Origin of the sequence: Cochleicola gelatinilyticus (assembly GCF_001637325.1) — a bacterium.
Taxonomy (GTDB): domain Bacteria; phylum Bacteroidota; class Bacteroidia; order Flavobacteriales; family Flavobacteriaceae; genus Cochleicola; species Cochleicola gelatinilyticus.
On the sequence record NZ_LRXL01000026.1, the window covers coordinates 804,363 to 826,010 of the forward strand.

Annotated in this window: 17 protein-coding genes; 3 read left to right on the plus strand and 14 right to left on the minus strand. The window is 35.1% G+C overall.

The window, feature by feature from the left end; all coding sequences use genetic code 11:
• Positions 1 to 22 precede the first annotated feature (22 nt).
• A complete protein-coding gene (locus ULVI_RS05670) occupies positions 23 to 2,149 on the minus strand; it encodes a hypothetical protein (RefSeq protein ID WP_068590590.1) in 2,127 nt (708 codons plus the stop codon).
• A gap of 247 nt (positions 2,150 to 2,396) precedes the next feature.
• Between ULVI_RS05670 and ULVI_RS05675 the strand changes: the two genes are divergently transcribed.
• Positions 2,397 to 3,503, plus strand: a complete 1,107-nt coding sequence (locus tag ULVI_RS05675; protein WP_068590591.1) for a polysaccharide pyruvyl transferase family protein — start codon at positions 2,397 to 2,399, stop codon at positions 3,501 to 3,503.
• Between the two features lie 34 nt (positions 3,504 to 3,537).
• On the opposite strand, the gene ULVI_RS05680 is transcribed toward ULVI_RS05675, so the two are convergent.
• The 8 genes from ULVI_RS05680 to ULVI_RS05715 form a co-directional block, all read right to left on the minus strand.
• On the minus strand, positions 3,538 to 4,983 hold the full coding sequence (locus ULVI_RS05680) for an O-antigen ligase family protein (RefSeq protein ID WP_068590593.1): 1,446 nt from the start codon (positions 4,981 to 4,983) through the stop codon (positions 3,538 to 3,540).
• A 28-nt stretch (positions 4,984 to 5,011) separates the two neighbouring features.
• Entirely contained in the window at positions 5,012 to 5,992 is a 981-nt protein-coding gene (locus tag ULVI_RS05685; RefSeq protein ID WP_157632575.1) for a lipopolysaccharide biosynthesis protein, read from the minus strand.
• Positions 5,993 to 6,360: 368 nt separating this feature from the next.
• Positions 6,361 to 7,344, minus strand: coding sequence for a hypothetical protein (locus tag ULVI_RS05690; protein ID WP_068590596.1), 984 nt, complete (start codon positions 7,342 to 7,344; stop codon positions 6,361 to 6,363).
• 7 nt (positions 7,345 to 7,351) lie between these two features.
• Positions 7,352 to 8,212, minus strand: coding sequence for a dTDP-4-dehydrorhamnose reductase (gene rfbD / locus ULVI_RS05695; protein WP_068590598.1), 861 nt, complete (start codon positions 8,210 to 8,212; stop codon positions 7,352 to 7,354).
• Positions 8,209 to 8,754, minus strand: coding sequence for a dTDP-4-dehydrorhamnose 3,5-epimerase (rfbC, locus tag ULVI_RS05700; RefSeq protein WP_068590599.1), 546 nt, complete (start codon positions 8,752 to 8,754; stop codon positions 8,209 to 8,211). Before rfbC ends, rfbD begins: the two co-directional genes overlap by 4 nt.
• 227 nt (positions 8,755 to 8,981) lie before the next feature.
• Positions 8,982 to 10,679 (minus strand): DUF6909 family protein, encoded by a 1,698-nt coding sequence (locus ULVI_RS05705; RefSeq protein ID WP_068590601.1) that lies wholly within the window; start codon positions 10,677 to 10,679, stop codon positions 8,982 to 8,984.
• Positions 10,680 to 10,691: 12 nt separating this feature from the next.
• Positions 10,692 to 12,197 carry a GH3 auxin-responsive promoter family protein gene (locus tag ULVI_RS05710; RefSeq protein ID WP_068590602.1) on the minus strand — a complete coding sequence of 502 codons (1,506 nt, stop codon included), beginning with the start codon at positions 12,195 to 12,197 and terminating at the stop codon, positions 10,692 to 10,694.
• A gap of 6 nt (positions 12,198 to 12,203) precedes the next feature.
• Complete coding sequence (locus ULVI_RS05715; RefSeq protein WP_068590604.1) at positions 12,204 to 13,076, minus strand: M23 family metallopeptidase; 873 nt, start codon at positions 13,074 to 13,076, stop codon at positions 12,204 to 12,206.
• Between the two features lie 198 nt (positions 13,077 to 13,274).
• On the opposite strand from ULVI_RS05715, the gene tatA reads away from it, so the two are divergent.
• Complete coding sequence (tatA, locus tag ULVI_RS05720; RefSeq protein ID WP_068590605.1) at positions 13,275 to 13,463, plus strand: twin-arginine translocase TatA/TatE family subunit; 189 nt, start codon at positions 13,275 to 13,277, stop codon at positions 13,461 to 13,463.
• A gap of 74 nt (positions 13,464 to 13,537) precedes the next feature.
• On the opposite strand, the gene ULVI_RS05725 is transcribed toward tatA, so the two are convergent.
• The 3 genes from ULVI_RS05725 to ULVI_RS05735 all read right to left on the minus strand — a co-directional run bounded on the left by ULVI_RS05725 (position 13,538) and on the right by ULVI_RS05735 (position 17,387).
• Complete coding sequence (locus ULVI_RS05725; protein ID WP_068590607.1) at positions 13,538 to 14,515, minus strand: DUF4837 family protein; 978 nt, start codon at positions 14,513 to 14,515, stop codon at positions 13,538 to 13,540.
• Between the two features lie 20 nt (positions 14,516 to 14,535).
• Complete coding sequence (locus ULVI_RS05730) at positions 14,536 to 16,095, minus strand: lytic transglycosylase domain-containing protein (protein WP_068590609.1); 1,560 nt, start codon at positions 16,093 to 16,095, stop codon at positions 14,536 to 14,538.
• A 104-nt stretch (positions 16,096 to 16,199) separates the two neighbouring features.
• On the minus strand, positions 16,200 to 17,387 hold the full coding sequence (locus ULVI_RS05735; protein WP_068590611.1) for a phosphoglycerate kinase: 1,188 nt from the start codon (positions 17,385 to 17,387) through the stop codon (positions 16,200 to 16,202).
• A gap of 108 nt (positions 17,388 to 17,495) precedes the next feature.
• Between ULVI_RS05735 and ULVI_RS05740 the strand changes: the two genes are divergently transcribed.
• The gene (locus ULVI_RS05740) at positions 17,496 to 18,641 is read left to right on the plus strand and encodes a DNA polymerase III subunit (protein WP_068590613.1); all 1,146 of its coding nucleotides are present in this window, start codon (positions 17,496 to 17,498) and stop codon (positions 18,639 to 18,641) included.
• 149 nt (positions 18,642 to 18,790) lie between these two features.
• On the opposite strand, the gene ULVI_RS05745 is transcribed toward ULVI_RS05740, so the two are convergent.
• Both ULVI_RS05745 and mnmG read right to left on the minus strand, forming a co-directional pair.
• Positions 18,791 to 19,639: a class I SAM-dependent methyltransferase gene (locus tag ULVI_RS05745; protein WP_317039823.1), complete on the minus strand. Its 849-nt coding sequence runs from the start codon at positions 19,637 to 19,639 to the stop codon at positions 18,791 to 18,793.
• A gap of 59 nt (positions 19,640 to 19,698) precedes the next feature.
• A complete protein-coding gene (gene mnmG / locus ULVI_RS05750) occupies positions 19,699 to 21,570 on the minus strand; it encodes a tRNA uridine-5-carboxymethylaminomethyl(34) synthesis enzyme MnmG (protein WP_068590617.1) in 1,872 nt (623 codons plus the stop codon).
• Positions 21,571 to 21,648 lie beyond the last annotated feature (78 nt).

A 21,648-nucleotide genomic window follows, 5' to 3' on the forward strand; every position in this document is an offset into this window, starting at 1 on the left:
ATATAGCACTATGAAGGTTTTTCTATTTATTAAATCTAAAGTTTTTTAATATGAAAAAGTCACAATAGTCTTCATATTTTCCTTTATCTACACTTATCTGTATTGTGGTAATATTTACAATCTCTACCAAAACAGGAATCTCTTTTTTATGTGATACAGAGAACTGTTCTAGTATCTCACCATCTCCTTTAATAATAAGTTGCACCTCACCATCTTTATCTACATTACAATTGTTCTCGATTTCTTGCTTATCATAAAAAGATGTGACAAAAGAAAGATTTTTATCTAAAGGAGAGACCGTGAAACTTATGGTACTGTTCCTCTTTTTTCCTGGAAACATTTTAATAGTTTGATTATCTAAAAATTCAACATTTCCATAGCCATCCCCTTCTAAGATCTCAAATGATCTTAAAATATTTTCTTTAACATCGAACATTTTGGGATATTCTGGAAATTTACTTTTAAAAAAGTTTCGAATGCTGTCGATTTCCTTTTTATTAAAGCCTGATGTTTTTTTCATTATATATGCTGTAATACCTTTATTTAAATGGTAGGTCTGTACAATTTTGTAATGAGGTTTAAGGCTTCCGTTAAGTATAGCATTATTAAAATAACCAATTACTTGTTGGTTTTTCTCTCCTAAGTGATATTGAGCTGGGTCTGTTACCACGACGTAATCTGAAGAAAAAAGCTCGTTTGGAAAGTGGTCTCTCTTGTCTACATGTTGCGTAATGTGAAGCTTTTTAAACTCATTTCGCAGTTCAGGCAACTTGCTGTTTTTAACAATATTATCGTTGATTTCTCTTGAACTTGTTAGCATATAGATAGATGCTCCTTCCTTTTCATAATTAATAATAGCATTAGATATAGCAACGATCTCGTCGTAATCGGCTCTTATTTTTGAAGCACCGTCAACTTGCGAAAAAATTCGTAGTGTATCGTTGAATTTAAGTGAATGCGTAAAAACCTGCGCATTATTAATAGCTAGAAAAGCAAAGAAAGTTAGAACTATTACAGCCTTTTTCCGTACTAGCAGTAGTCCTCTCATGGTAAAAATAACAATCATAGGTAACAGCAAATAATAATGTTGATACCCACCAAAATCATTAATTCTTGTAAAAAGTGCAATAATTATTATGGAGTTAATTCCTAGAAACAAGGTTAGGAACTTTTGTTGCCGGGCTTGTATTAGTGTCATTATTAAAAAAATTACCAGTAATCCCCAACCAAAAAAGTTAATTGCATTTTGCAGCTGACCAAGAGGAACCGCTCTTCTATAAGCGGAATAAATATCTCCATAATCTTTTAGTACAGACATTTCAAAAAACGGATAAAAGAAAAGCAGCATGATAGAAAGAGGTACAATGCCTCCTATTGTAAGATTCAGCACTGCATTTTTAAACGGTTTCCACTCTCTATTCCAAATGGCATATATTACATTGGTTAGGAAAAGGCTGACATAAAACGCTGTAGCCCAAAAGGCATACCATCTCCTGCTGAATACCAATACCAACATAAGTATTCCTATTGCAATGGCACTTTTATAATTGAACTTTCTTAAAAAATCGCTTTTTAAAACACTGATTAAAATTATAAAGATGAGTACCAACCCTATACTATCAATAAATCCAAAGCGTATTGGAATTAATAAAGGGGTAAAGAGTAAGCATAGAAATGGAAGGCTGAGTTTTTGAAAGAGACTCGTTACATTTCTAAGAGTTAGAATAATTATGTTAGAAACTAATAAAACAGCTGGTAAAAAATAAATTACATAAATTGAAAACACATACCACCCAAAAGAAAGACCAAAGAGCTTATTTAATGGTGCTATGAATAAGTTCGCTAAGAAATTATATTCTGCGTGTCGTATTGTATTATAAACCTCCTCGAATGCTACAAAAGGCTTTTCAAAATAAAGTTCGGTAAAATCTATAGCCCGTATCCAATACCCTGAAAGATCCCAGTAATAAACAAATTTTTCATCGTGTAAAATCCATACTAAATAAAATCCTGGTAACAGCATGGTTAAAAAATAAACGATTATTCCAGTTGTAGGTAACTTTCGAATCTCTAGAATAAATGCTCCAATGGATTTATAAATTAGAAAAAAATAAGCGGCCAAAATTAACACCGAAATAAATATAGCCATGCTTGGTAGGGTTTATGAGTATTTTATCACTATTAAATTAAACTTGAGGTATTCTAGGTAAAATTGATTGAACCACTTTTAAGATTAAAAAGGATGTACTATTTCTTTAGCGTTCAAATGTAATAAATTGCATATACAAATTGCTAGAAAGCATACTTTCTTACTACGTTTCATAAAAAAGAATCATATCAAAATAAGTATCTTTGTCATTCGAAATTAAAACAAATACTGGGGTTTATAAGCATTTATGAAAATAATTTTTGAAGGTTTCTATGGATTTAAAAACGCAGGTGATGATGCTTTTGTTGAAGTAGCTTCATGGGGAGCTAAAACGTATTGGAACTGCACAAAAAATGTTTTTATCGGCACTAAGTTACCAGAAACAAAATACCCTATAATAGCAAATGAACCTACTGACGCTCTAAAAGGAATTGACCGACTTCATTTTATGCGTCATTTTTTTAATTCCAATTATCTTATTTCTGCAGGAGGATCTACCTTTAGTGATATTCCTTTTCACAGCAACCGAGCATTGGCAAAGAAATATGCTTCTCTTACCCAATCCCTTACATTAGGAGCAATAGGTGTTTCGATAGGGCCTTTTCAAAATGTTGAAGCTGAAAAAAATGTGGTGAAATACCTTCAGTCGTTGTCTTTTCTTTCTCTTCGCGATCGACGCTCTTTCGAATACGCCATGTCATTACAACTTCCATACACACCCGTTGACGCCTTCGATCTTGCGGCATTGTTACCATCGGTATATCAAGCTGAATCGCTTCCGAAGCAAACCATGAGAACCCAAAAAACCATAGGAATAAGCATTTGCAATTATGAGCGTTACAAAGGAGGGGATTTATCGAAAGAAAAACACAGAAACCACTTTTTTAAATTGGTGGTTCATGAGTTATTACAACAGGAAAATGTACTTCTGAAGGTTTTTATCATTAACGGAAATGAAGCCATTGGTGATATGGAAGCCACACAAGAGTTACTTCAGGGAATTGATGCAAACCGATACACTATTGTGCCGTATTCTAGAAACGTAGAAACTACATGGCGCAACATTGAAACTTGCGATTTTATGCTCTCTACCCGGTTGCACGCCAGTATTTTTGCCTGTTATGCGAAAGTGCCATTTGTTCTAATTGAATATCATAGAAAATGTTCCGATTTTTTAACAGATGTGGGACAAGCTGATGATTTGCGCGTGTACGATGCTGAAAAAGACCCTAAACAAATTGCACATACTATTCTTGAAACCATACAGACTCATTATACCGCACCAAAAAACATTTCTAAAACTATAGAAAAATCTAAAAGGAACTTTACAAAAACATTGATGCTTACTAAGTAAAAGGAATATTTAGTAGTGGTTTCCTCCGTGTTTTCTACTCTATTTCTTTTTGAGTAGAAAAATCGTCTTCAGCATCTTCCCTCTTTAAATCAAGGTGTCGTTTATAAAGTATTAAAATAGCAAGACTTAACCAAAAACCATAAATCCGCATGGAATCTGTTTGAAACCAATTGAGTAGAAGTCCCGTAAAATTAACCAGTAATATTAGCGTGATAAAATTCAATTCTTTCCCTCTTTTGTATACTATGAGCGTAGTACGAACAATCGAAAACAGAAAGAACAGGAAAACGAATAACCCAAATATGCCCGTTTCTACTAATATTCGAAAGTATAAGTTATAACCAGGCGGAAAAGATTTTAAATCTTGATTAAGGTAAAATAAACGGAATTCAAAATTATTTCGTGTTGCCCAAGTAGGATAATGATGCCTTGACTCATAAAATTGTTGTCCCCATCCCGTTCCGAAAATAGGTTTTTCTTTAAAAACCTCCAGCATAGCAAGTTGAATACCTATACGAGACTTGTTTGAAATAGCACTAATGTTATTTTTCGTGTCTATTTTTGAAAAGTTTAGAGATTCTATTCGTTCTAATCCAGCTTCATAAATTGGTTTTCCAAAAAACACCAACAGCACCACAAGTGCGATAGAACCAAAAATCAGTACTTTATTAAATAAATTTCGAAAACTTTTATACTTATAAAAGGCAAATACTACCCCGGCAATTGCCTGTAAAATAGTAACTACCAGTGCGGTTCGTGATTTTGAAAGGATAGCAAGAAGCATTAACAATGCAAAAGGAACAAAGCGCGTAACTTTTTTTGAAGTAAAAATATAACTGAAAATAAAACCAGAAACGGTAATAAGATAAAGTCCAAGAGCAGGAGGTTCGTACGTTATAGAAGACAATCGCTCCATATAATGGGTAAATTTTACTTCTACAAAAGGAAGGTATCCGTATAGATCAAGAATAGAGGTGAGAAATGTAAGGTTCAATTTAATAATCGCATATTCAAGCATACCATACGAGAATACAATGTAAAAACTATATAAAAATGTTTTACGAACCGCTAAAACAAATCGTTCAATTCCATAATCGCGTCCTACATTAATAAATAAATAAAGAAATATCACACCTGAAATAAGTACCGATATAAACTGTCTAATAAAGCGATATATGCCTGATGTTTGTTTATAATAATACTCTACTATACTAGGAAGATTAATTAATGTAGTAATAATTATCGCTACAAGAAATAATAAAAAAAGGCGATACGTTTTAGATTGAACAGGAAAATATAATTTCCCGATTATGCATTGATAACAAAACAAGAACAAAAAACCAATTAAAAAGAAAATTGGTGAAGAGTCGGCACTTAATTCACCCAAAAAACCAAGCCAATCGGGAATATCACTATTAAACGGAATTAAGAAAAGTCCGATGAAGAAAAATACCTGATATGCTCGTTTAAGTAATAACACTAATCTTTATTAAATTTTACCTGTTGCATTAATTTTTTGTTTGAGTATTATGATGTCCAACTACAACAACCTTACGAAAATAAAAATAACCTATTACTATTGCATACATAATATTACAGAGAATAAATGTTGCCGCCATTCCTGTATATTCAAACCGGTCGATTAATACATAACCCGCACCAAGCATTGTAAGTACCGCAATAATATGAGCTATAAAAAAGGGATAGGTTACCTCAACAGATTTCAATGAAATAATATAGGGTCTCATGGCGAGTAATAATAATTGGGTAATTGTAAAAAGTACAATGATAAAAAATCCTGCACCATACTTAATTTTATATACTAAAGAGTAAAAAACTACGGCAAAAATAAAAACACCAATTATGAGCCCAAGAATTTTTAAATAATTCTTTTGAAAGAGCTGTTTTACTAAACTTCTTAATTCTTGATGCGGTTTGTTTTTTATATAATTTGAGAAATAAGGGGTGTAAAAATTCTCTATGGAAATAATAAAAATGTTAACGATTCCTAGAATATTTTGAATGGTCTTTACTTTACTTAATCCAAAATCTGAAACATGTAACGCTTTTGCATAAATGTAAAGCCCTTGACTATAACCCCAAAAAGCAATTCCTCCAAGAATAATCCATTTAGAGTAGTTAAAATGTTGGTGAATAATTTGAGAAGTAATTATGCGCCGTTCTTTACTAAAGTTAAAGAACTCTAAATCTAAAACTCTATAATAAATGAGAATAAAAATTAAATAAGAGGTGGCTATGGCATAAGCGATTGCGTATAATGACAAAATCACAGATAACGAAAGTGATTCTCTTAAAATTAAAACAGGTATAAAAAAAGATACATTGAGCAGAGTCGATGCTATTACTGCATGTTTAAGGTCTATTTTAAAACTGCTGAAGAAATATTTTTTTATAATATCGAAAGCAGACATAAGAAGTGGAACCAATAAAGCATAAATAAATGCTACTTCGATACCTTGTTGTTTCATAAAAAAATAACACAATAAGGCAATTATGAAGCTTATAATAAAATTGGTGCTAAGTAAGGTTGAGACATAAACCGATTGCCGCTCTTTCCAATTTTTTGCCAATAAAACTAGAATTGGTGCCGAAAGAAAGAACGTAGAGAATATAAAGCTAAAAAAAATATAACTCTGAAAGACAACAAAAGTCCCAAAAACATCAACATCAGCTAATTTGGAAAGCAAAAAGATAGACGTAAAATTGAACAGCGAAAATAGTGCCTGATCAAATAAAATTAAAGACTTATTACTTGATAAGCTCTTTAAAAAAGAAAGAATGTTTGTCTTTATCATTGCTCGCGCATCTTTTTTAACCTTTACAAAAAAAGGTAGGATTAACGCGCTTCACTCAACTGCTTCGCTTTTTTAAACAAGTAGATCGCAAAAGAGACCATAAAGAATAAGAATAAGAGCGTTATCGGATATATAATTCTCTTCTTTCCTAGGAACGATTGTTTTTGTGTTAGCATGGGCTTATTAAGAACCACCACTGTATCTGTGGCATTGGCAAGTTCAATTTCTAACTCCTGATTTTTCTGCATGATTAATCCCTTCTCTTGAAAGACCAAGTGTAAGTTTGTAAGATTAATATCAAAGAAAGTTACATCTCCTTCACGTTCAGATTTTCTGTTTTCTGGATTAGTACCATAAGCTTTAAACAACGAGTCCATGTAGGCTACACTTTTTTTATTTTCATTGATTCGGTATCTTAAGTTTTGTTTTGCCGTTTCTTTTAAACGATTTAAACTTTCATTTCCGTTTAAATAGTCAACAAAACGATCGATGGTTCCTTGATTCGACCATGGAGATGTGTGTAATTTTATTCGGTGCATTTTATAAGCTGGTAAAAACACATCAGATGTAAGTAATTCATCTTCATACTGTGCTTCGTCAAGGATTACTTCCAAGTTGCGGTCGTTTTCACGAGTATTCGAGATTATGTCCATCACACTCACAATAGGTTCCATCTCAATTCCGCTAAGGTAAAAAACTTCATTATTATAAAGTCCCATTGGTTTAAGTAAAGAAGTATCGCGTTCTTTAATTTTGAGATCTAGCTGTGTAGCTGCATCATAGATTAAGTTGGCTGCTCCATAATTAATTTGTACAATCAATTCGGTTTCTCGCCCCTTATTTGCATTGGCATCTTTGTATATTCCATAGCCAATACCAATTACCAATAGCACCAAAATAATAATCCAGCTTGAAAGTACAAACTGTAGCAAACCGTATAAAAAAACTAAAAACGCATGATAAATCTGTTTTAATTTATCGTACAGCATTCCAAGATCTAATTCTTCGTTATCTTTTCGTTCCATAATACCCTTAATGGTTTTTAATATATTTGACCGTATCTTTTAAACTAACCTTCCAATTAAACATTTCAATATTAAACTTCGTTTTAAATTTAATAAGTTCTAGAACACTATTCTTAGGCCTTGCAGCAAAAGTACGGTAATGGTCGGTTTTTGCAAGTTTTACGGTATCAATTTGTTGTGTGAATTCTAGAATCGCTTCAGCAAAATCGTACCAGGTCGCTTTTCCTTTGTTGCTAAAATGATACAACCCATATGCTTCACTTTCAGAAGTAATAATATGCAACAACATTTCTGCTAGATCATTTGCATTTGTGGGTGTACCAGTTTGTTCTGTCGTTATTGTTAACGAGGCTCCTTCCGAAGCTTTCTTTATTATAGTGTTCAAAAAATTATGTCCGAATTGTGAATACAGCCAGGAGGTTCTAAAGATAAAATAGCGTTCACAGTTTTCTATAACCGCCAATTCTCCCGCAAGTTTCGATGTTCCGTATACATTAATGGGATTTGTTGCGTCCAATTCGTTATACGGCTCGCTTTTTTTTCCATCGAATACATAATCGGTAGATATATGAAGCAACACAACTCCAAAAGTTTGGCACGCTTGGGAAAGGTATTTTACTCCTTCTGCATTTACACCAAAAGCTAACTCTTCTTCCTTTTCAGCTTGTTCAACATTGGTATACGCTGCAGCATTAATACAATAATCAAATGTATTTTTTTTGAAAACTTCTAAAATTTCTCCATTATTAGTAATATCAAGCTGTTGTCTATCAAGAAAATGAAATGTTACCTTCGGAAACTGTTTCGACGCCAACGCAATACATCGCCCTAATTGTCCATTTGCTCCCGTAACCAATACTTGTTTCATGCAGTTGCCGCTTCGAATGAAGGTAATTGTTTGTCTTTTTCTGAAATTCGAATGTCTTCCTTCGGAAGATGCCAATCGAGCGATAAGGTTGCGTCGTTATAGATAATGCCCCCTTCTGAAGCTTTATCGTAATAATTATCACATTTATACGCAAAAATTGAAGTTTCAGACAAGGTAATAAAACCATGAGCAAATCCTCGTGGAACGAATAATTGTAGTCCTTCGGAAGCATCTAGCACTTTAGAAAAATGGTGCCCAAAAGTTGGTGAGCCTATGCGTACATCAACTACAATATCTAATACTTTTCCTTGAATTACTCGAACAAGTTTTGATTGCGCCATAGAACCCGTTTGAAAATGAAGTCCCCTTAATATACCGTAAGTAGATCGCGATTCGTTATCCTGCACAAAATTTGTTGAAAGACCTGTTAAAGCTTCGAATGCCTTTTTGTTGAAAGTTTCAGAAAATTGCCCTCTTTCATCTTTAAAAATTGTTGGTTTTAATAAAAAACAACCTTCTAATGGGGTAGGTAAGTATTTCAAATTTATTTTATATTAATGGTAATTGTAATAAAAATCCGTTTATTAAATATACGATGAAGCTTCAAATGAAATTGAAAATCAATGCCATTTTTTAAGTAATCTCAATTCAGTTTGTAAGACTTTACGTGTTATTATTGAAATGCCCGTTATACAACATACTCTTCTGTAAAAACTAATTAAATAAGTAGTGAGAAGTTATTCTTGCTGTAACTAAACATCTAACGAAATTATTTTTTAGACGCTCCTAAAATCTGATTTAACATCTTTTCGGTGATCAAATACGTAGGTTTTACCCCACTTGTACCCAATCCGCCACTCGCTAATGTACTTCCCGTTTCTAACGGATTATCCGACGCATAATACGCATACATAACCTTTACTTTCGAACTAATACTTCCTCGTATCTTTGCCGCCGCTTGTATGGCTTTTTGATAATGTGCTCCTTCCATTTCAAGTCCAATAACATTCCATGTCGAACGGTGAAAAAATCGTAATACATCTCGGTTTTGAAGTGATGTTCCCAATACAGAGATCATAGTACCTGTACATACTTTTATATCATCATCATCAAACATAGACTTTTTTAATTTGTTTTTAAACGGGTAGTTGTCTGCAGTACCTTCAAAAACGTGTGCAGAAGGAATCATAATATCTCCTTTTCCCCCTTCCAGAATTCCAGCTTTTCCCATGATCGATACCGAAACCACATTTAAAAAGAAGTTATCTTTTTCTTTGCCGTACGGTTTCAGTAATTCATCCATGGTTTCATACGCTTGTTCTCCAAACGCATAATCCATCACTACGATAACTGGTTTTAAATCTTCTTCAACACCTTCATTTTCAGAAATATAACTGTTTTTATCTAATTTATTAGTATCAAAAATTTGAACGTTGATATTCGCTCCACTCGTATCTTCGATATAGGTCATTCCGTGCTTTAAGGCATACTTTAAGACAGTCTCGCGCTGTTTCGAGTTTTTAGAGTTACTAAGGCTTTCATATAGCTCCATTTTAGAGTGCTCTTTGGCATCTTTTATCAATGCTTTATCTGCAAACAATGTGTTCATCACACTGTGCATGTTTGCACTAATAATATGTATAGGTCGGTCTAAAAGACCCTTTTCGTCTAAGGTTCTTTTAATTTTCATGGCCCAACGTTCCCCATGAATATGATGCCCTAAACGCTCTCGAAGCACCGGACTAAAAGTTATGATGCGTTTTTCATCATTCAAAATTTCTTCTAAAGCTCCTTTACCTAGATAATAAATTATCTTGAGAAATCTATTTTCGTCTTCTTTACAAGAAAACTGAGGAAAAACAGTGCTAACTTCTTCAAAAGTTCTTCCTAAAAAATTCGCGGTATGCGTAAGAGCAATTTCTTTTTCTTCTTTCGTAAGCTTACCTTTCTTTAAAACTGCCGCTTCCAATTTCGTCCAATCTCTAACTACTGCACCTTCATCACTAATCAAGATCTGTTTCATGATTTTATGCGATTCGATATAGAGAAACGTTAAGTGGGTTAGTACATCATAAATTTCAGAACGTCCACGAGTAACCTCAATATTCATTTGTTCATCATCAATGCGATAACAATTTCTGCGACGCTTTAATGGAACAATTGGTTTAAAATGGGAGTCTTTGTAACCTTCATCACTCGTTAGGTTAATATATCGGCATTCTTCAATTCCGTAAGGCAACCGATCCATAACATACAGTAACCCCTGTAGTTCTATTTTTTCTTCTGCTATAGAACCATAGATCTCGGGACGCAAAATTAATAACGATTCTCGCAACGTGGCTCCCGAAACCCCCATTGGTTTATAGTACCCGCGATTAAAAAGGTGTCGCATGGTAATGTACATTCGTTCTATAGCTCCCGTACTTTCTTGTGCACGAGTTCTGGTGTGTGATTTTAATAAAGTCATGGTGTAAAGGTACTATTTATTTAAAGGCTGAAGTTGCTGCAATGCATCTGCGATCTTACGATCGTTAGCCAATCTTGGGATCTTATTTTGTCCTCCCAATTTGCCCTGTGATTTCATGTACTGCTGAAAACTATCCTTTTTTAACGAAGTAATTTTTAATTTCTGAAGCACTTTTCCGTCGATAAGGTCTTTGTAATATGAATTCTGTCGTTGCATCGAAGCGTCTATGGTTTCAATAATTGCTGCTACTTCTGAAGGTTCCTGTTCAAATTCAACCAACCATTCGTGGTAGGGCAGTTCGCCTTCTTTTGTATTGGTTTGAGGTGCTACCGTAAATTCTGAAATTGAAAAATTATACGCTTGTTGAGCCTCCTGCATCGCTTGTTCTACTTCTTTCCCAATAACATGTTCCCCAAATGCGGAGATAAAATGTTTAATACGCCCCGAAACAAGTACTCGATATGGCTGTAAGGATGTGAATTGCACCGTATCGCCCACGTTATACGCCCATAGACCAGCGTTCGTTGAAACAATCATTACATAGTTCACATTTTTCTTTACATCGCCTATAGTAAGCCGTATCGGGTTTTCGTCGAAAAAGGTAGTAGCTTCAATAAATTCATAGAAGATTCCACTATTTAGCTGAAGTAACATTCCTTTTTTATGTTGTGAATCTTGAAAAGCAAAAAACCCTTCACTTGCGGGATACAATTCGATACTAGGTACTTTTCTTCCTATTAATTTTTCAAACTTTACGCGATAGGGTTCGTAATTAACTCCACCGTAAATAAAAAGTTCGAAATTGGGAAAAAGGGTTCCCACATTCTTTCCTGTGGCGGTTTTTAAGCGTTCAAAATACATTTGCACCCAGGAAGGAATTCCGCTAATTACCGTCATGTTTTCCTGCTTTGTTTCTTGAACAATAGCATCTACTTTGGTTTCCCAATCATCAATGCAATTAGTTTCCCAGCTTGGCAATCTGTTCTTCTGAAGATAGCCCGGAACATAGTGTGCCACAATTCCAGAAAGTCTCCCTAATTTAATACCGTTCTTCTCGGTCATTTCTGGGCTTCCTTGTAAGAAGATCATTTTTCCATCCACGAAAGATGCATTGCCGGTTTCATGGATGTAACTTAAAATAGCATTTCTCGCGGCCTTTATATGTGAAGGCATGGAGGCTTTTGTTAGCGGAATATATTTAGCGCCAGAGGTGGTTCCAGATGTCTTGGCAAAATACAGTGGTTTACCAGGCCAGAGAATATCTGCTTCTCCCGCTACTACCCGTTCTACATATGGTTTTAAAGCTTCATAATCGCGAACAGGAACCTTTGCTGCAAATGCTTCAGTAGTGGTGATATTGGAAAAATCATGGTCTTTTCCGAAGGCAGTTTCCGAAGCCATAGAAAGCAATTCTCTAAAAACTTTTTGTTGCGTTTTTACAGGAGAATGGGACCAACGATTCATGCGATTTACGACGAATTTGGCAAAAATTTTAGCGGCAACTGCTTTTAATGACATAGGTTATTAATCAAAATCAATGAAATTAGTGGGGTCTACAGGGTATCCATCTCTCCAGATCTCAAAATGTAAGTGAGGTCCCGTGGTAAATTCTCCTGAGTTTCCTACTGAAGCAATTACTTCTCCCCCTTTTACAACCTCACCCTGTTCTTTGCTTACGGAAGCATTGTGCTTATAAACCGTGAGAATGTTATTGGCGTGTTCTAAAATAATTACATTCCCGGTATCGGCAGTCCAACCCGCAAAAATTACAGTTCCGTCTGACGCTGCTTTAACGGGTGCATTTTTAACAGTTACTACATCGACAGCAAAATGCTTGTTTTTTGGATCGTAACCTTCAGAAATAGTTCCTTTTACTGGAGCAAACAAAACAAGATTTACAGCACCATTTCCTTCTGTTAACGGATTGTATTTGTCTTCTCTCGACACTTTCTCTCTAAGTAATGAATCTTGTCTTGAAGGCAGCAAATTTACCTGTGACGCTTCCAATTGTGCTGCCTCAAGGATCGAGTCTTTATTGAAATTAACGGTTTTAACGTCTCCTGTGAGTACTTTTCTTATAGAAGCTAGGTATTGTTCATTTACATTAATAATCTGTTGTAACGAGTCGGTTTTATAGGTAAGGTCGGTTGCTTTTTTCTTTAATGCGGTAGACGAATACCCTGGAATGTATTCCCGCAATGGAGAAAATGCGATTAAAAGGGTTGTGATTACAATTAGAAAGAGAGCAAAAATTGTACTGAATACAAATACATTTAATCGGTTTAATTTAAACGAAAAGCGCTCTTCGAAGGTGTCTTCATTTAGCACCACTAGACGATACTTATGCAGCAACTTCTTCTTTATCTTTTTTCTTCTCTTTTCTTTTGTTTTTGCCATGGTGCAAGGTTGCGTTTTACAAATATAATTGAATTGGGATTACTACTTCAGAAATTGTGATTTGAAAATAGTAGCTACCAAACGATACTGGGCATTTATCCTATACTATTAGCATTATGCCATTCTATTACAGGAAGTCAATTTCAAAACGTAGTATGTGGCAAATTCTTGTTACCTTTGCGCTATAAATTTAAAATCATGAATGCACTATTTATCCCATTGGCGATTGGTCCCTGGCAAATTGTATTAGTAGTTTTGGTTGTATTGCTTCTTTTTGGAGGTAGAAAAATACCCGAATTAATGCGTGGTCTTGGAAGTGGTATCAAAGAATTTAAAGATGCTTCAAAAGATGAATCGGAAGAAAAGAAAATTGATGAAACAAAATAAGTTTCAGATAAAATCTATCTCATAAAAAAACCCGTTACTCTTAGGAATAACGGGTTTTTTTACGTTAACTGTAATTATTTTAGTTTTGTGGAAAGAAGAATAGATTCTAATTCGAATTGTAAATCCCGTTTCGAAACAGAAGGTGCATAACTAAAGCCTTCTAGTATTACATATCGATTGTTTTTCTCGTCGCGAACCGCATAATTTATAAAAGGTCCAGACATAAATTCGTCTTTTACTTCCCAAATTCCTTTCGTTTCGTACGCAAATTTCCCATCGATCTCAGCATTAAACAAATACGGTGCGTAGGCTTCTTCAGTAATAAATTGACTGTCATCTTCTACAGGCAGTTGTTTGCCACCAATCGAATCTCTAATTTTTATAATATCTCCAACAGCAGTACTATCGCTACTAATCATAGACAGAGGAACATCATACACGATTATATTTGTGGTTCCTGACTTTAAGTCTTTACGTATCCAATAAAAATCATCGTTCGCTTTGGCAATGCGGTATGCAGAAGGAATTTTTAAAGTAACTCCTAATTGGTTTTCTATAGAGTCCAACTCTAAAAGAGAAACTCGGGTTCTTTTTTGACGTTCTTTTATTTCTGAAGTATGAAACGCATCAATGATGGCTTCATGATTTTCTTTTAACAGCTCGATAAGTTTTTCTTCGGAAGTAGCAGTAATTATGGCTCCCGTCTGGGGCTTCGCATATAAATCATGCACCAAGTTCACTTTGTTTTCTGTTCCGATGGTGGCATGTAAAAACAGACGGTATTTTCGAGCAAAATCGGTATACGTTGCTGGCGGCATCTGATTCATAGAGTACAATGGTTCCTCTTGTGGAAGTCCATCCACAGGGGCCGCAAACTCGTTGCGAATTTCCTCTCCAACGGTGCCATTCCAGAGGTCGTTAGCAATAATAACTTGAAGGCTATTAATATTTCCCACCGATTTTGAAAGATAACTCGTGTCTCTTTTCCCGTTGGTTTCATTACAGGATATGAACGTAAGAAGCGATATCATCGCAATAAGAAATGGTTTCATGGAGTGTTTTTTTGGAGAAATTAGCTTTTTGAAACTTTTAGCTTCATTCCCGGTTTAAGTTTGTTACCACTAATATCGTTCCAATTTTTTAAATTTTGAACGGTAACACCAGGAAATTTTTTAGAAATACTCCACAATGAGTCTCCACTACGTACTGTATATGAGGCTTTCGCACTACTCGAACTTGTCGTGGAAGATTTACTCTTAGTTGTCGCAACTGGCTTTCTTGGGTGAATCGTTAAACGCTGTCCAATCTTTAAGCGATTGCTTCGTAGTCCATTCCACCGTTTAATCTGGCTTACAGAAACACCATATTTTTCAGCAATCTTTCCTAAAAAATCTCCACTTCTAACCCGATATCGTATCTGGTCTTTCGAAACTAATAATTCTGGAAGCGGTTTTTCTTTTTTATTGAACTCCTTTTCAGCATAGGCATAGATAGCACTTTCATTAGCTACAAATTTTCCTATAATATCAACTGGTAACCGAAGTATCATTGTTTCATTTTCTAAAACAGGTATAATTCCTAATTTGTATGATGGATTTAAAAACTCTAATTCAGCTTTGTCTAAACTCGCTACGGTTGCGATTTGATCTAAACTAATTTGTTTTTTTACATGTATGGTATCTGTTGCGATATACGGTATACGTGGACCATGACTTTTAAAACCGTGTTCTTCTGCGTATTCAAAAATGTACATGGTAGCTAAAAAAGCAGGAACATAACCAGCCGTTTCACGTGGAAGATGGGTACGAAGATTCCAATAATTGGTACGTCCTCCAGAACGGCGAATCGCTTTTGAAACATTCCCTGGACCCGAGTTATATGCCGCTAATGCCAGATCCCAATCATTAAAACTTTTATATAGTGAGTTTAAATATTTACATGCAGCTTCGGTAGCAAGAATGGGGTCACTACGTTGGTCTACATACGAATTTACATCCAATCCAAACATCTTTCCGGTAGCAAACATAAACTGCCAAAGTCCTGTTGCCCCAACTCTTGAGCGAGCTCTTGGATTTAATGCAGATTCTACAATAGCGAGATATTTCATTTCTAGTGGCAATCCCTGTTTGTCGAGTTCTTGTTCGAACATGGGAAAATAATAATCGCTTAAAGCCATTAACTTACCCAGACTTTGTCGTCTGTTCTTCAAATATCCTCGAATTACGTTTTCGAGCGATGGATTGTATTCAACATTAAATGGGGTTCGTGCATTAAGTGCTTCTAGTCGTTGTTTAAGAACTTCAGTGGGTAATTCTTCGTAAGGAACTACGTCGTAAGTTGCATTAGTAACACTTCCGTAAACTTCTTCAAAAAGATCGTTATTGTATAATTGCTTAAGCCAAATACTATCATATTTTCTGGCATTTGCCATATCTTCAAGTACAATGACTGTGGTATCTTTAAGTTGGGTTGCCACCACTTTTTCGGGCAAATCTGACGAAATTTTTTGAACCTTTATCGAATCCACAATTTGAATATGCTGTGGTTGGATCGCTTCTGTTTGTGGCGTTTCCTGCGCATGTAAAGTGGTACAAGAAATTAAAAATAAAAAGAATGTTTGTTTGAAAGTCATGAGCATACAACGGGGATATCTTCTAAAAAATTTTCTTAAAAATACATAAATGGACCGAATAGACAATAATTTAACACATTTGGGGTGTTGTTGTCTCTGTTGGGTTATTCTGTAAGAGCTTCAATACCAGGTAAACTTTTACCTTCTAGCATTTCTAACATGGCTCCTCCTCCTGTAGAAACATAGCTTACTTTATCTGCAAAATTAAACTGTTTTACAGCTGCTACAGAATCTCCTCCTCCTACAAGAGAGAAAGCACCATTTCTAGTAGCGTCTACAATTGCATTACCTAATGCAATGGTTCCTTTAGCAAAGGGTTCCATTTCAAAAACCCCTACGGGCCCATTCCATAGAATAGTCTTTGATTGAGAAATTACTTCAGCAAAAGTTCTATTTGTTTCTGGTCCTACATCCAGCCCCATCCAACCTTCTGGAATTGCGTCTGCAGCATCTACTTCGGTACTAGCAAATTCAGAAAAGCTATTGGCTGCAATAACATCAATAGGAAGGTGAACAGTTACATTTTTTTCTTTAGCTAATTTTAAAATTTCAAGAGCAACATCTTGTTTATCATCTTCCACTAAAGAACCACCTACATTGCCACCCTTTGCTTTTATAAATGTAAAAGCCATTCCACCACCAATAATTAAATGGTCTACAGTGTCAAGTATATTTTCAATGATTGTAATTTTAGAGGAAACTTTTGCCCCTCCAATAATAGCTGTTATAGGCCTGTTATTATCCTTTAACACCTTGTTAACGTTCTGTATTTCAGACTCTAGCAATAAACCGACGCATTTGTTATCGGGAAAGAAATTAGCTATTATAGCAGTAGAAGCATGTGCTCTGTGAGCTGTTCCAAATGCATCATTAATATATATATCGCCTAGTTTAGAAAGCTTTTTAGCAAACTCACTATCTCCCTTGGTTTCCTCTTCATAATAACGAAGGTTTTCTAATAGTAATACCTCTCCTGGCTTTAGCTCTGCCACAGCATTCTCCGCAATTTCACCTACACTGTCGGATACAAATTTAACCTGTAACCCTAAAATTTCACGTACTTCTTTAATTATATGTTCTAATGAAAACTCTGCTTCTTTATTTTTAGGGCGTCCTAAGTGCGACATTAATACACAGCTTCCTCCATCTTCTAATACTTTAATGATGGTTGGCTTAGCCGCTTCTATCCGAGTGCTGTCTGTTACATTAAAATCTGTATCTAATGGAACATTAAAATCTACACGGATTAGCGCCTTTTTATTATTAAAATTGAAGTCATTTACTGTTTTCATAGCTCAAATTTTCAGTGACAAATATAGCTAAAATAAGTATTTCACAGGGGAAGATGGTTACTAACTAACTGCATCATTTTTGAAGGTAAAATTTGTGTAGTTTTGCGTATGGATTTTTCTGAAATTGCCGGACAAGTACACCTAAAAGCACATTTGCTTAAGACCATCGAAAATGGTCGTATTCCACACGCACAATTATTTGTAGGTAATGCAGGCAGTGGTCTATTGCCAATGGCGATTGCCTATGCTCGTGAATTACTATGTAGTGAAGCTAATACGGCCGAAAAAAAGGAGCTCTGTGCTAAAAAAATAGATAAACTTGCACACCCAGATCTTCACTTTGTATATCCAGTAAACACAAGTTCTGTAGCAAAAAAGAACGCTATTTCGGTACATTATACCGAAGAATGGAGAAAATTCGTTCAAACCAACCCGTATGCTTCTTTATTTGAATGGCTTCAATCGCTTGGAATTGAAAAAAAACAAGGTAACATTAGTAAATTTGAAGCAGAAGATATTGCAAAGCGGCTTTCACTAAAATCGTATGAGGGTGGATCGAAGGTTCTCATCATGTGGATGGCAGATAAAATGAATACTGAGTGCGCTAATAAAATTCTTAAATTAGTCGAGGAACCACCCAAAAAAACAATATTGCTCTTATTAACTGAACATGAAGAACAAATTATTACGACCATTCGTTCCCGGTGTCAGACATTAAATTTCCCATTGCTTTCAGAAGAAAATATTTCAACAACACTCGTAAAAAATCACAACATAAAGGAAAGTATAGCCCGTACCATTAGCCGTCAATCAAACGGAGATCTCAATAAAGCGCTTCAATTTATATCTAATGAAGGAGATGATTTACAATTTGAGAAATGGTTTATCGATTGGGTACGTACAGCGTTTAAAGCAAAAGGAAATAAAAAAGCTATTAATGATTTGTTACAATGGAGTGAGACATTAGCGAGTCAAGGAAGAGAAACACAGAAAAAATTTCTTTCGTACTGCATGGAAACTTTTCGACAAGCGTTATTAAAAAACTATAAAGCAGATTCTTTATTGTTTTTCTACGCAGTTGATGAAAAATTTTCTATTGAAAAGTTTGCCCCATTTATTCATCAAAATAATATTTTCGAAATAGATACAGCATTACAAGACGCATCGTATCACATTGAAAGAAACGGAAACGGAAAATTAATATTTACAGATCTTTCAATTCAATTAACGAGGCTAATTCACAAACCAGAATAATTATAATTAAATTTTATTAATTAAATAAACTCTTATAAATGATTTCTATATAAAAGACGTCATTTACACCGCCCCTAAGAGCGTTTATTAGTTTTTCCTATATATCACCAAGTAATTTACTTAGAAACCCCTCAAATAGCTTTAAAACGCTATTCCACTCTTCTGAAGATGTAAATAAGAGAAGAATACTCTTTAGAACGCCAAGCGAGTATATTAGACCATAGTCCTATGAAGATGGCGCGAATTGAAAATCTGGAATTAGATTTATGTTTTTCTGAAAGCAAGCTCACATAAAAAGAATCGAAAATCATGGGCAATGATTTTTTATACTTAATATTTTTTGAAAATAATTGCTTCATAGAGTTTCTTGAAAAGTGCCACAAATGTCTTGGCACGTCAAAAGCAGCCCAATACATTTTATAGAATTTCGCATCGTACGAATTAAAATTAGGAACCGCAATAATGACACTTCCCCCTGGTCGGACCAGATGTTCGATTTTTTGTAATGTAGCGTCTAAATCTGGCAGGTGCTCTAAAACATGCCAAAGCGTAATAATATCATATTGTTTTTTGGGAAGTGAATCGAATGTAGAAAGTAAATCAATTCCCTTTTCGTTTGCCAGCCTTCGTGCATTTTTATTAGGCTCAATTCCGTCTATTTCCCAATTACTATTTTTTGCTACTTTTAAAAAATCTCCTGTCCCTGCTCCAATATCTAAAAGTGTTCCGTTACCTCCATTTAGATTTTGAATTAATTTTAATTTTTTCTTTAGAGCATATTTCTTTACCGTTTGATATAAAAAAGACACCAATCCCTTGTCCTCATCAGTATGAGAAATATAGGCATCACTATTGTAATATTTTTCAAGTTCAGTGAGTTTAGGTTGCGGAGATGTTACCAGCATTTCTCTTTCTGTATTGTATAATAATTCGAAATACTCCCCAGTTACTAAGTGATCTTTAACTTTCAATTTTGAATGCATTACAGTCCGTGCCAATGATATAATTTATAGTTTTAAAAAACAGTAGGTGAAAATGTTCCACGTGAAACAACTTTCTAACGCCCCATGTATACAAGCATTACTGAAATATCGTTAGGTGACACCCCGCTAATTCGCGAAGCTTGCGAAACTGTCGCTGGTTTTATTTCTGAAAGTTTTTCTCGCGCTTCATATGAGAGAGATTTCAGTTTATAATAATCGAATGTTTCGGGTATTTTAATGCCCTCTAGACGATTCAATTTATCTGCATTATTTTTTTCCTTTTCAATGTAACCAGCGTACTTAACTTGTATTTCGGTCTGCTGAAGCACATCGTAATCTAAATTATTTTCAGAAACAAAAAGATCTACCTCTGGTACTTTTCGCATATCCTCCATCGTAATATTTGGTCGTGAAAAAACTTTATACATTTTATCACTTTGTTTTACGGGAGCCGAATCACGTTCCGTTAAGATTGGATTAATAACTTCGGGGGCTACACTGGTATCTTTAAAAAATTGAATAAATTGATTCGATTGCATTTCTTTTTGCTCCATCCGCTTTAAACGTTCATCGGCTGCCAAACCAATTTCATGTGACCGTGGTGTAAGTCTAAAATCGGCGTTGTCTTGTCGCAACAAAGTTCTATACTCTGCTCTTGAAGTAAACATTCGGTAAGGCTCTTCGGTTCCCTTTGTAATTAGATCATCAATTAAAACTCCAATATACGCTTCATTACGCTGCAAAATAAATGGGTCCTTTTCATGTACTTTTAAATGTGCATTAATACCTGCCATTAATCCTTGAGAAGCTGCTTCTTCATATCCTGTAGTACCGTTAATTTGACCTGCAAAATATAAACCTGAAACCAATTTTGTTTCTAAAGTGTGCCGTAGTTGTGTGGGTGGAAAATAATCGTATTCGATGGCATATCCAGGGCGAAAGAATTTTACATTCTTAAATCCGTCACACTGTTGCAACGCCTTAAACTGAACATCTTCTGGAAGCGATGTTGAAAAACCGTTAATATAATACTCCACCGTATCCCAACCTTCAGGTTCAACAAATAGTTGATGTCTATCTTTATCGGCAAAACGATTAATTTTATCTTCTATAGATGGACAATATCGTGGACCAATACTTTGAATAGCACCGTTGAACATCGGACTACGATCAAAACCCTCCTTGAGTAAATCGTGAACCAAAGGACTTGTATAGCTCATATGACAAGCTCGTTGGTGTTCTAATGGCTGAGTTTGGTCTGAAAAAGAAAATTTCTCAGGAATATCATCTCCTGGTTGAAGACTCATTTTAGAAAAGTCTAGAGAACGACCATCAACTCTTGGAGGCGTTCCTGTTTTCATCCTTCCAGTTTCAAAGCCAAGATCAACGAGTTCTTTTGTAATTCCGGTTGCAGCTCTTTCTCCAGCTCGACCTCCGCCGAATTGTTTATCTCCTATATGAATAAGTCCGTTTAGAAATGTACCATTTGTAAGAACAACAGATTTACCTTTAATTTTTAACCCTAGCGAAGTGCGAACTCCGACTATCTTTTCATTTTCCACTAAAATTCCAGAAACCATTTCTTGATAAAAATCAAGGTTCTTCGTTTGCTCAAGCATCAGTCTCCATGTTTCAGAAAACCGCATTCGATCACTTTGCACTCTCGGGCTCCACATTGCAGGACCTTTCGATTTATTAAGCATCTTAAATTGGATAGCTGTTTTATCAGATATAATTCCGCTGTATCCTCCCATTGCATCGATCTCACGAACAATTTGCCCTTTAGCAATACCACCCATAGCGGGATTGCAGGACATCTGACCGATATTTTGCAAATTCATAGTAATAAGCAGTGTGCTAGACCCCATATTGGCGGCGGCAGCAGCAGCTTCAGATCCGGCGTGACCCGCACCTACAACAATAACATCATACTCTTTATCAAACATAGTCTATAATGTTCCACGTGGAACATCCAAATTTGTTGTATTTGTAATTAATTTTTCGGAGCGCAAAGGTAGGTAAAA

Bases quoted from the DNA above. Each gene is read 5' to 3' on its own strand.
- ULVI_RS05670 (WP_068590590.1), bottom strand. From the start codon at position 2,149: ATGGCTATATTTATTTCGGTGTTAATTTTGGCCGCTTATTTTTTTCTA.
- ULVI_RS05675 (WP_068590591.1), top strand. From the start codon at position 2,397: ATGAAAATAATTTTTGAAGGTTTCTATGGATTTAAAAACGCAGGTGAT.
- ULVI_RS05685 (WP_157632575.1), bottom strand. From the start codon at position 5,992: ATGAAACAACAAGGTATCGAAGTAGCATTTATTTATGCTTTATTGGTT.
- ULVI_RS05690 (WP_068590596.1), bottom strand. From the start codon at position 7,344: ATGGAACGAAAAGATAACGAAGAATTAGATCTTGGAATGCTGTACGAT.
- rfbD (WP_068590598.1), bottom strand. From the start codon at position 8,212: ATGAAACAAGTATTGGTTACGGGAGCAAATGGACAATTAGGGCGATGT.
- ULVI_RS05705 (WP_068590601.1), bottom strand. From the start codon at position 10,679: ATGACTTTATTAAAATCACACACCAGAACTCGTGCACAAGAAAGTACG.
- ULVI_RS05710 (WP_068590602.1), bottom strand. From the start codon at position 12,197: ATGTCATTAAAAGCAGTTGCCGCTAAAATTTTTGCCAAATTCGTCGTA.
- ULVI_RS05715 (WP_068590604.1), bottom strand. From the start codon at position 13,076: ATGGCAAAAACAAAAGAAAAGAGAAGAAAAAAGATAAAGAAGAAGTTG.
- tatA (WP_068590605.1), top strand. From the start codon at position 13,275: ATGAATGCACTATTTATCCCATTGGCGATTGGTCCCTGGCAAATTGTA.
- ULVI_RS05725 (WP_068590607.1), bottom strand. From the start codon at position 14,515: ATGAAACCATTTCTTATTGCGATGATATCGCTTCTTACGTTCATATCC.
- ULVI_RS05730 (WP_068590609.1), bottom strand. From the start codon at position 16,095: ATGACTTTCAAACAAACATTCTTTTTATTTTTAATTTCTTGTACCACT.
- ULVI_RS05735 (WP_068590611.1), bottom strand. From the start codon at position 17,387: ATGAAAACAGTAAATGACTTCAATTTTAATAATAAAAAGGCGCTAATC.
- ULVI_RS05740 (WP_068590613.1), top strand. From the start codon at position 17,496: ATGGATTTTTCTGAAATTGCCGGACAAGTACACCTAAAAGCACATTTG.
- mnmG (WP_068590617.1), bottom strand. From the start codon at position 21,570: ATGTTTGATAAAGAGTATGATGTTATTGTTGTAGGTGCGGGTCACGCC.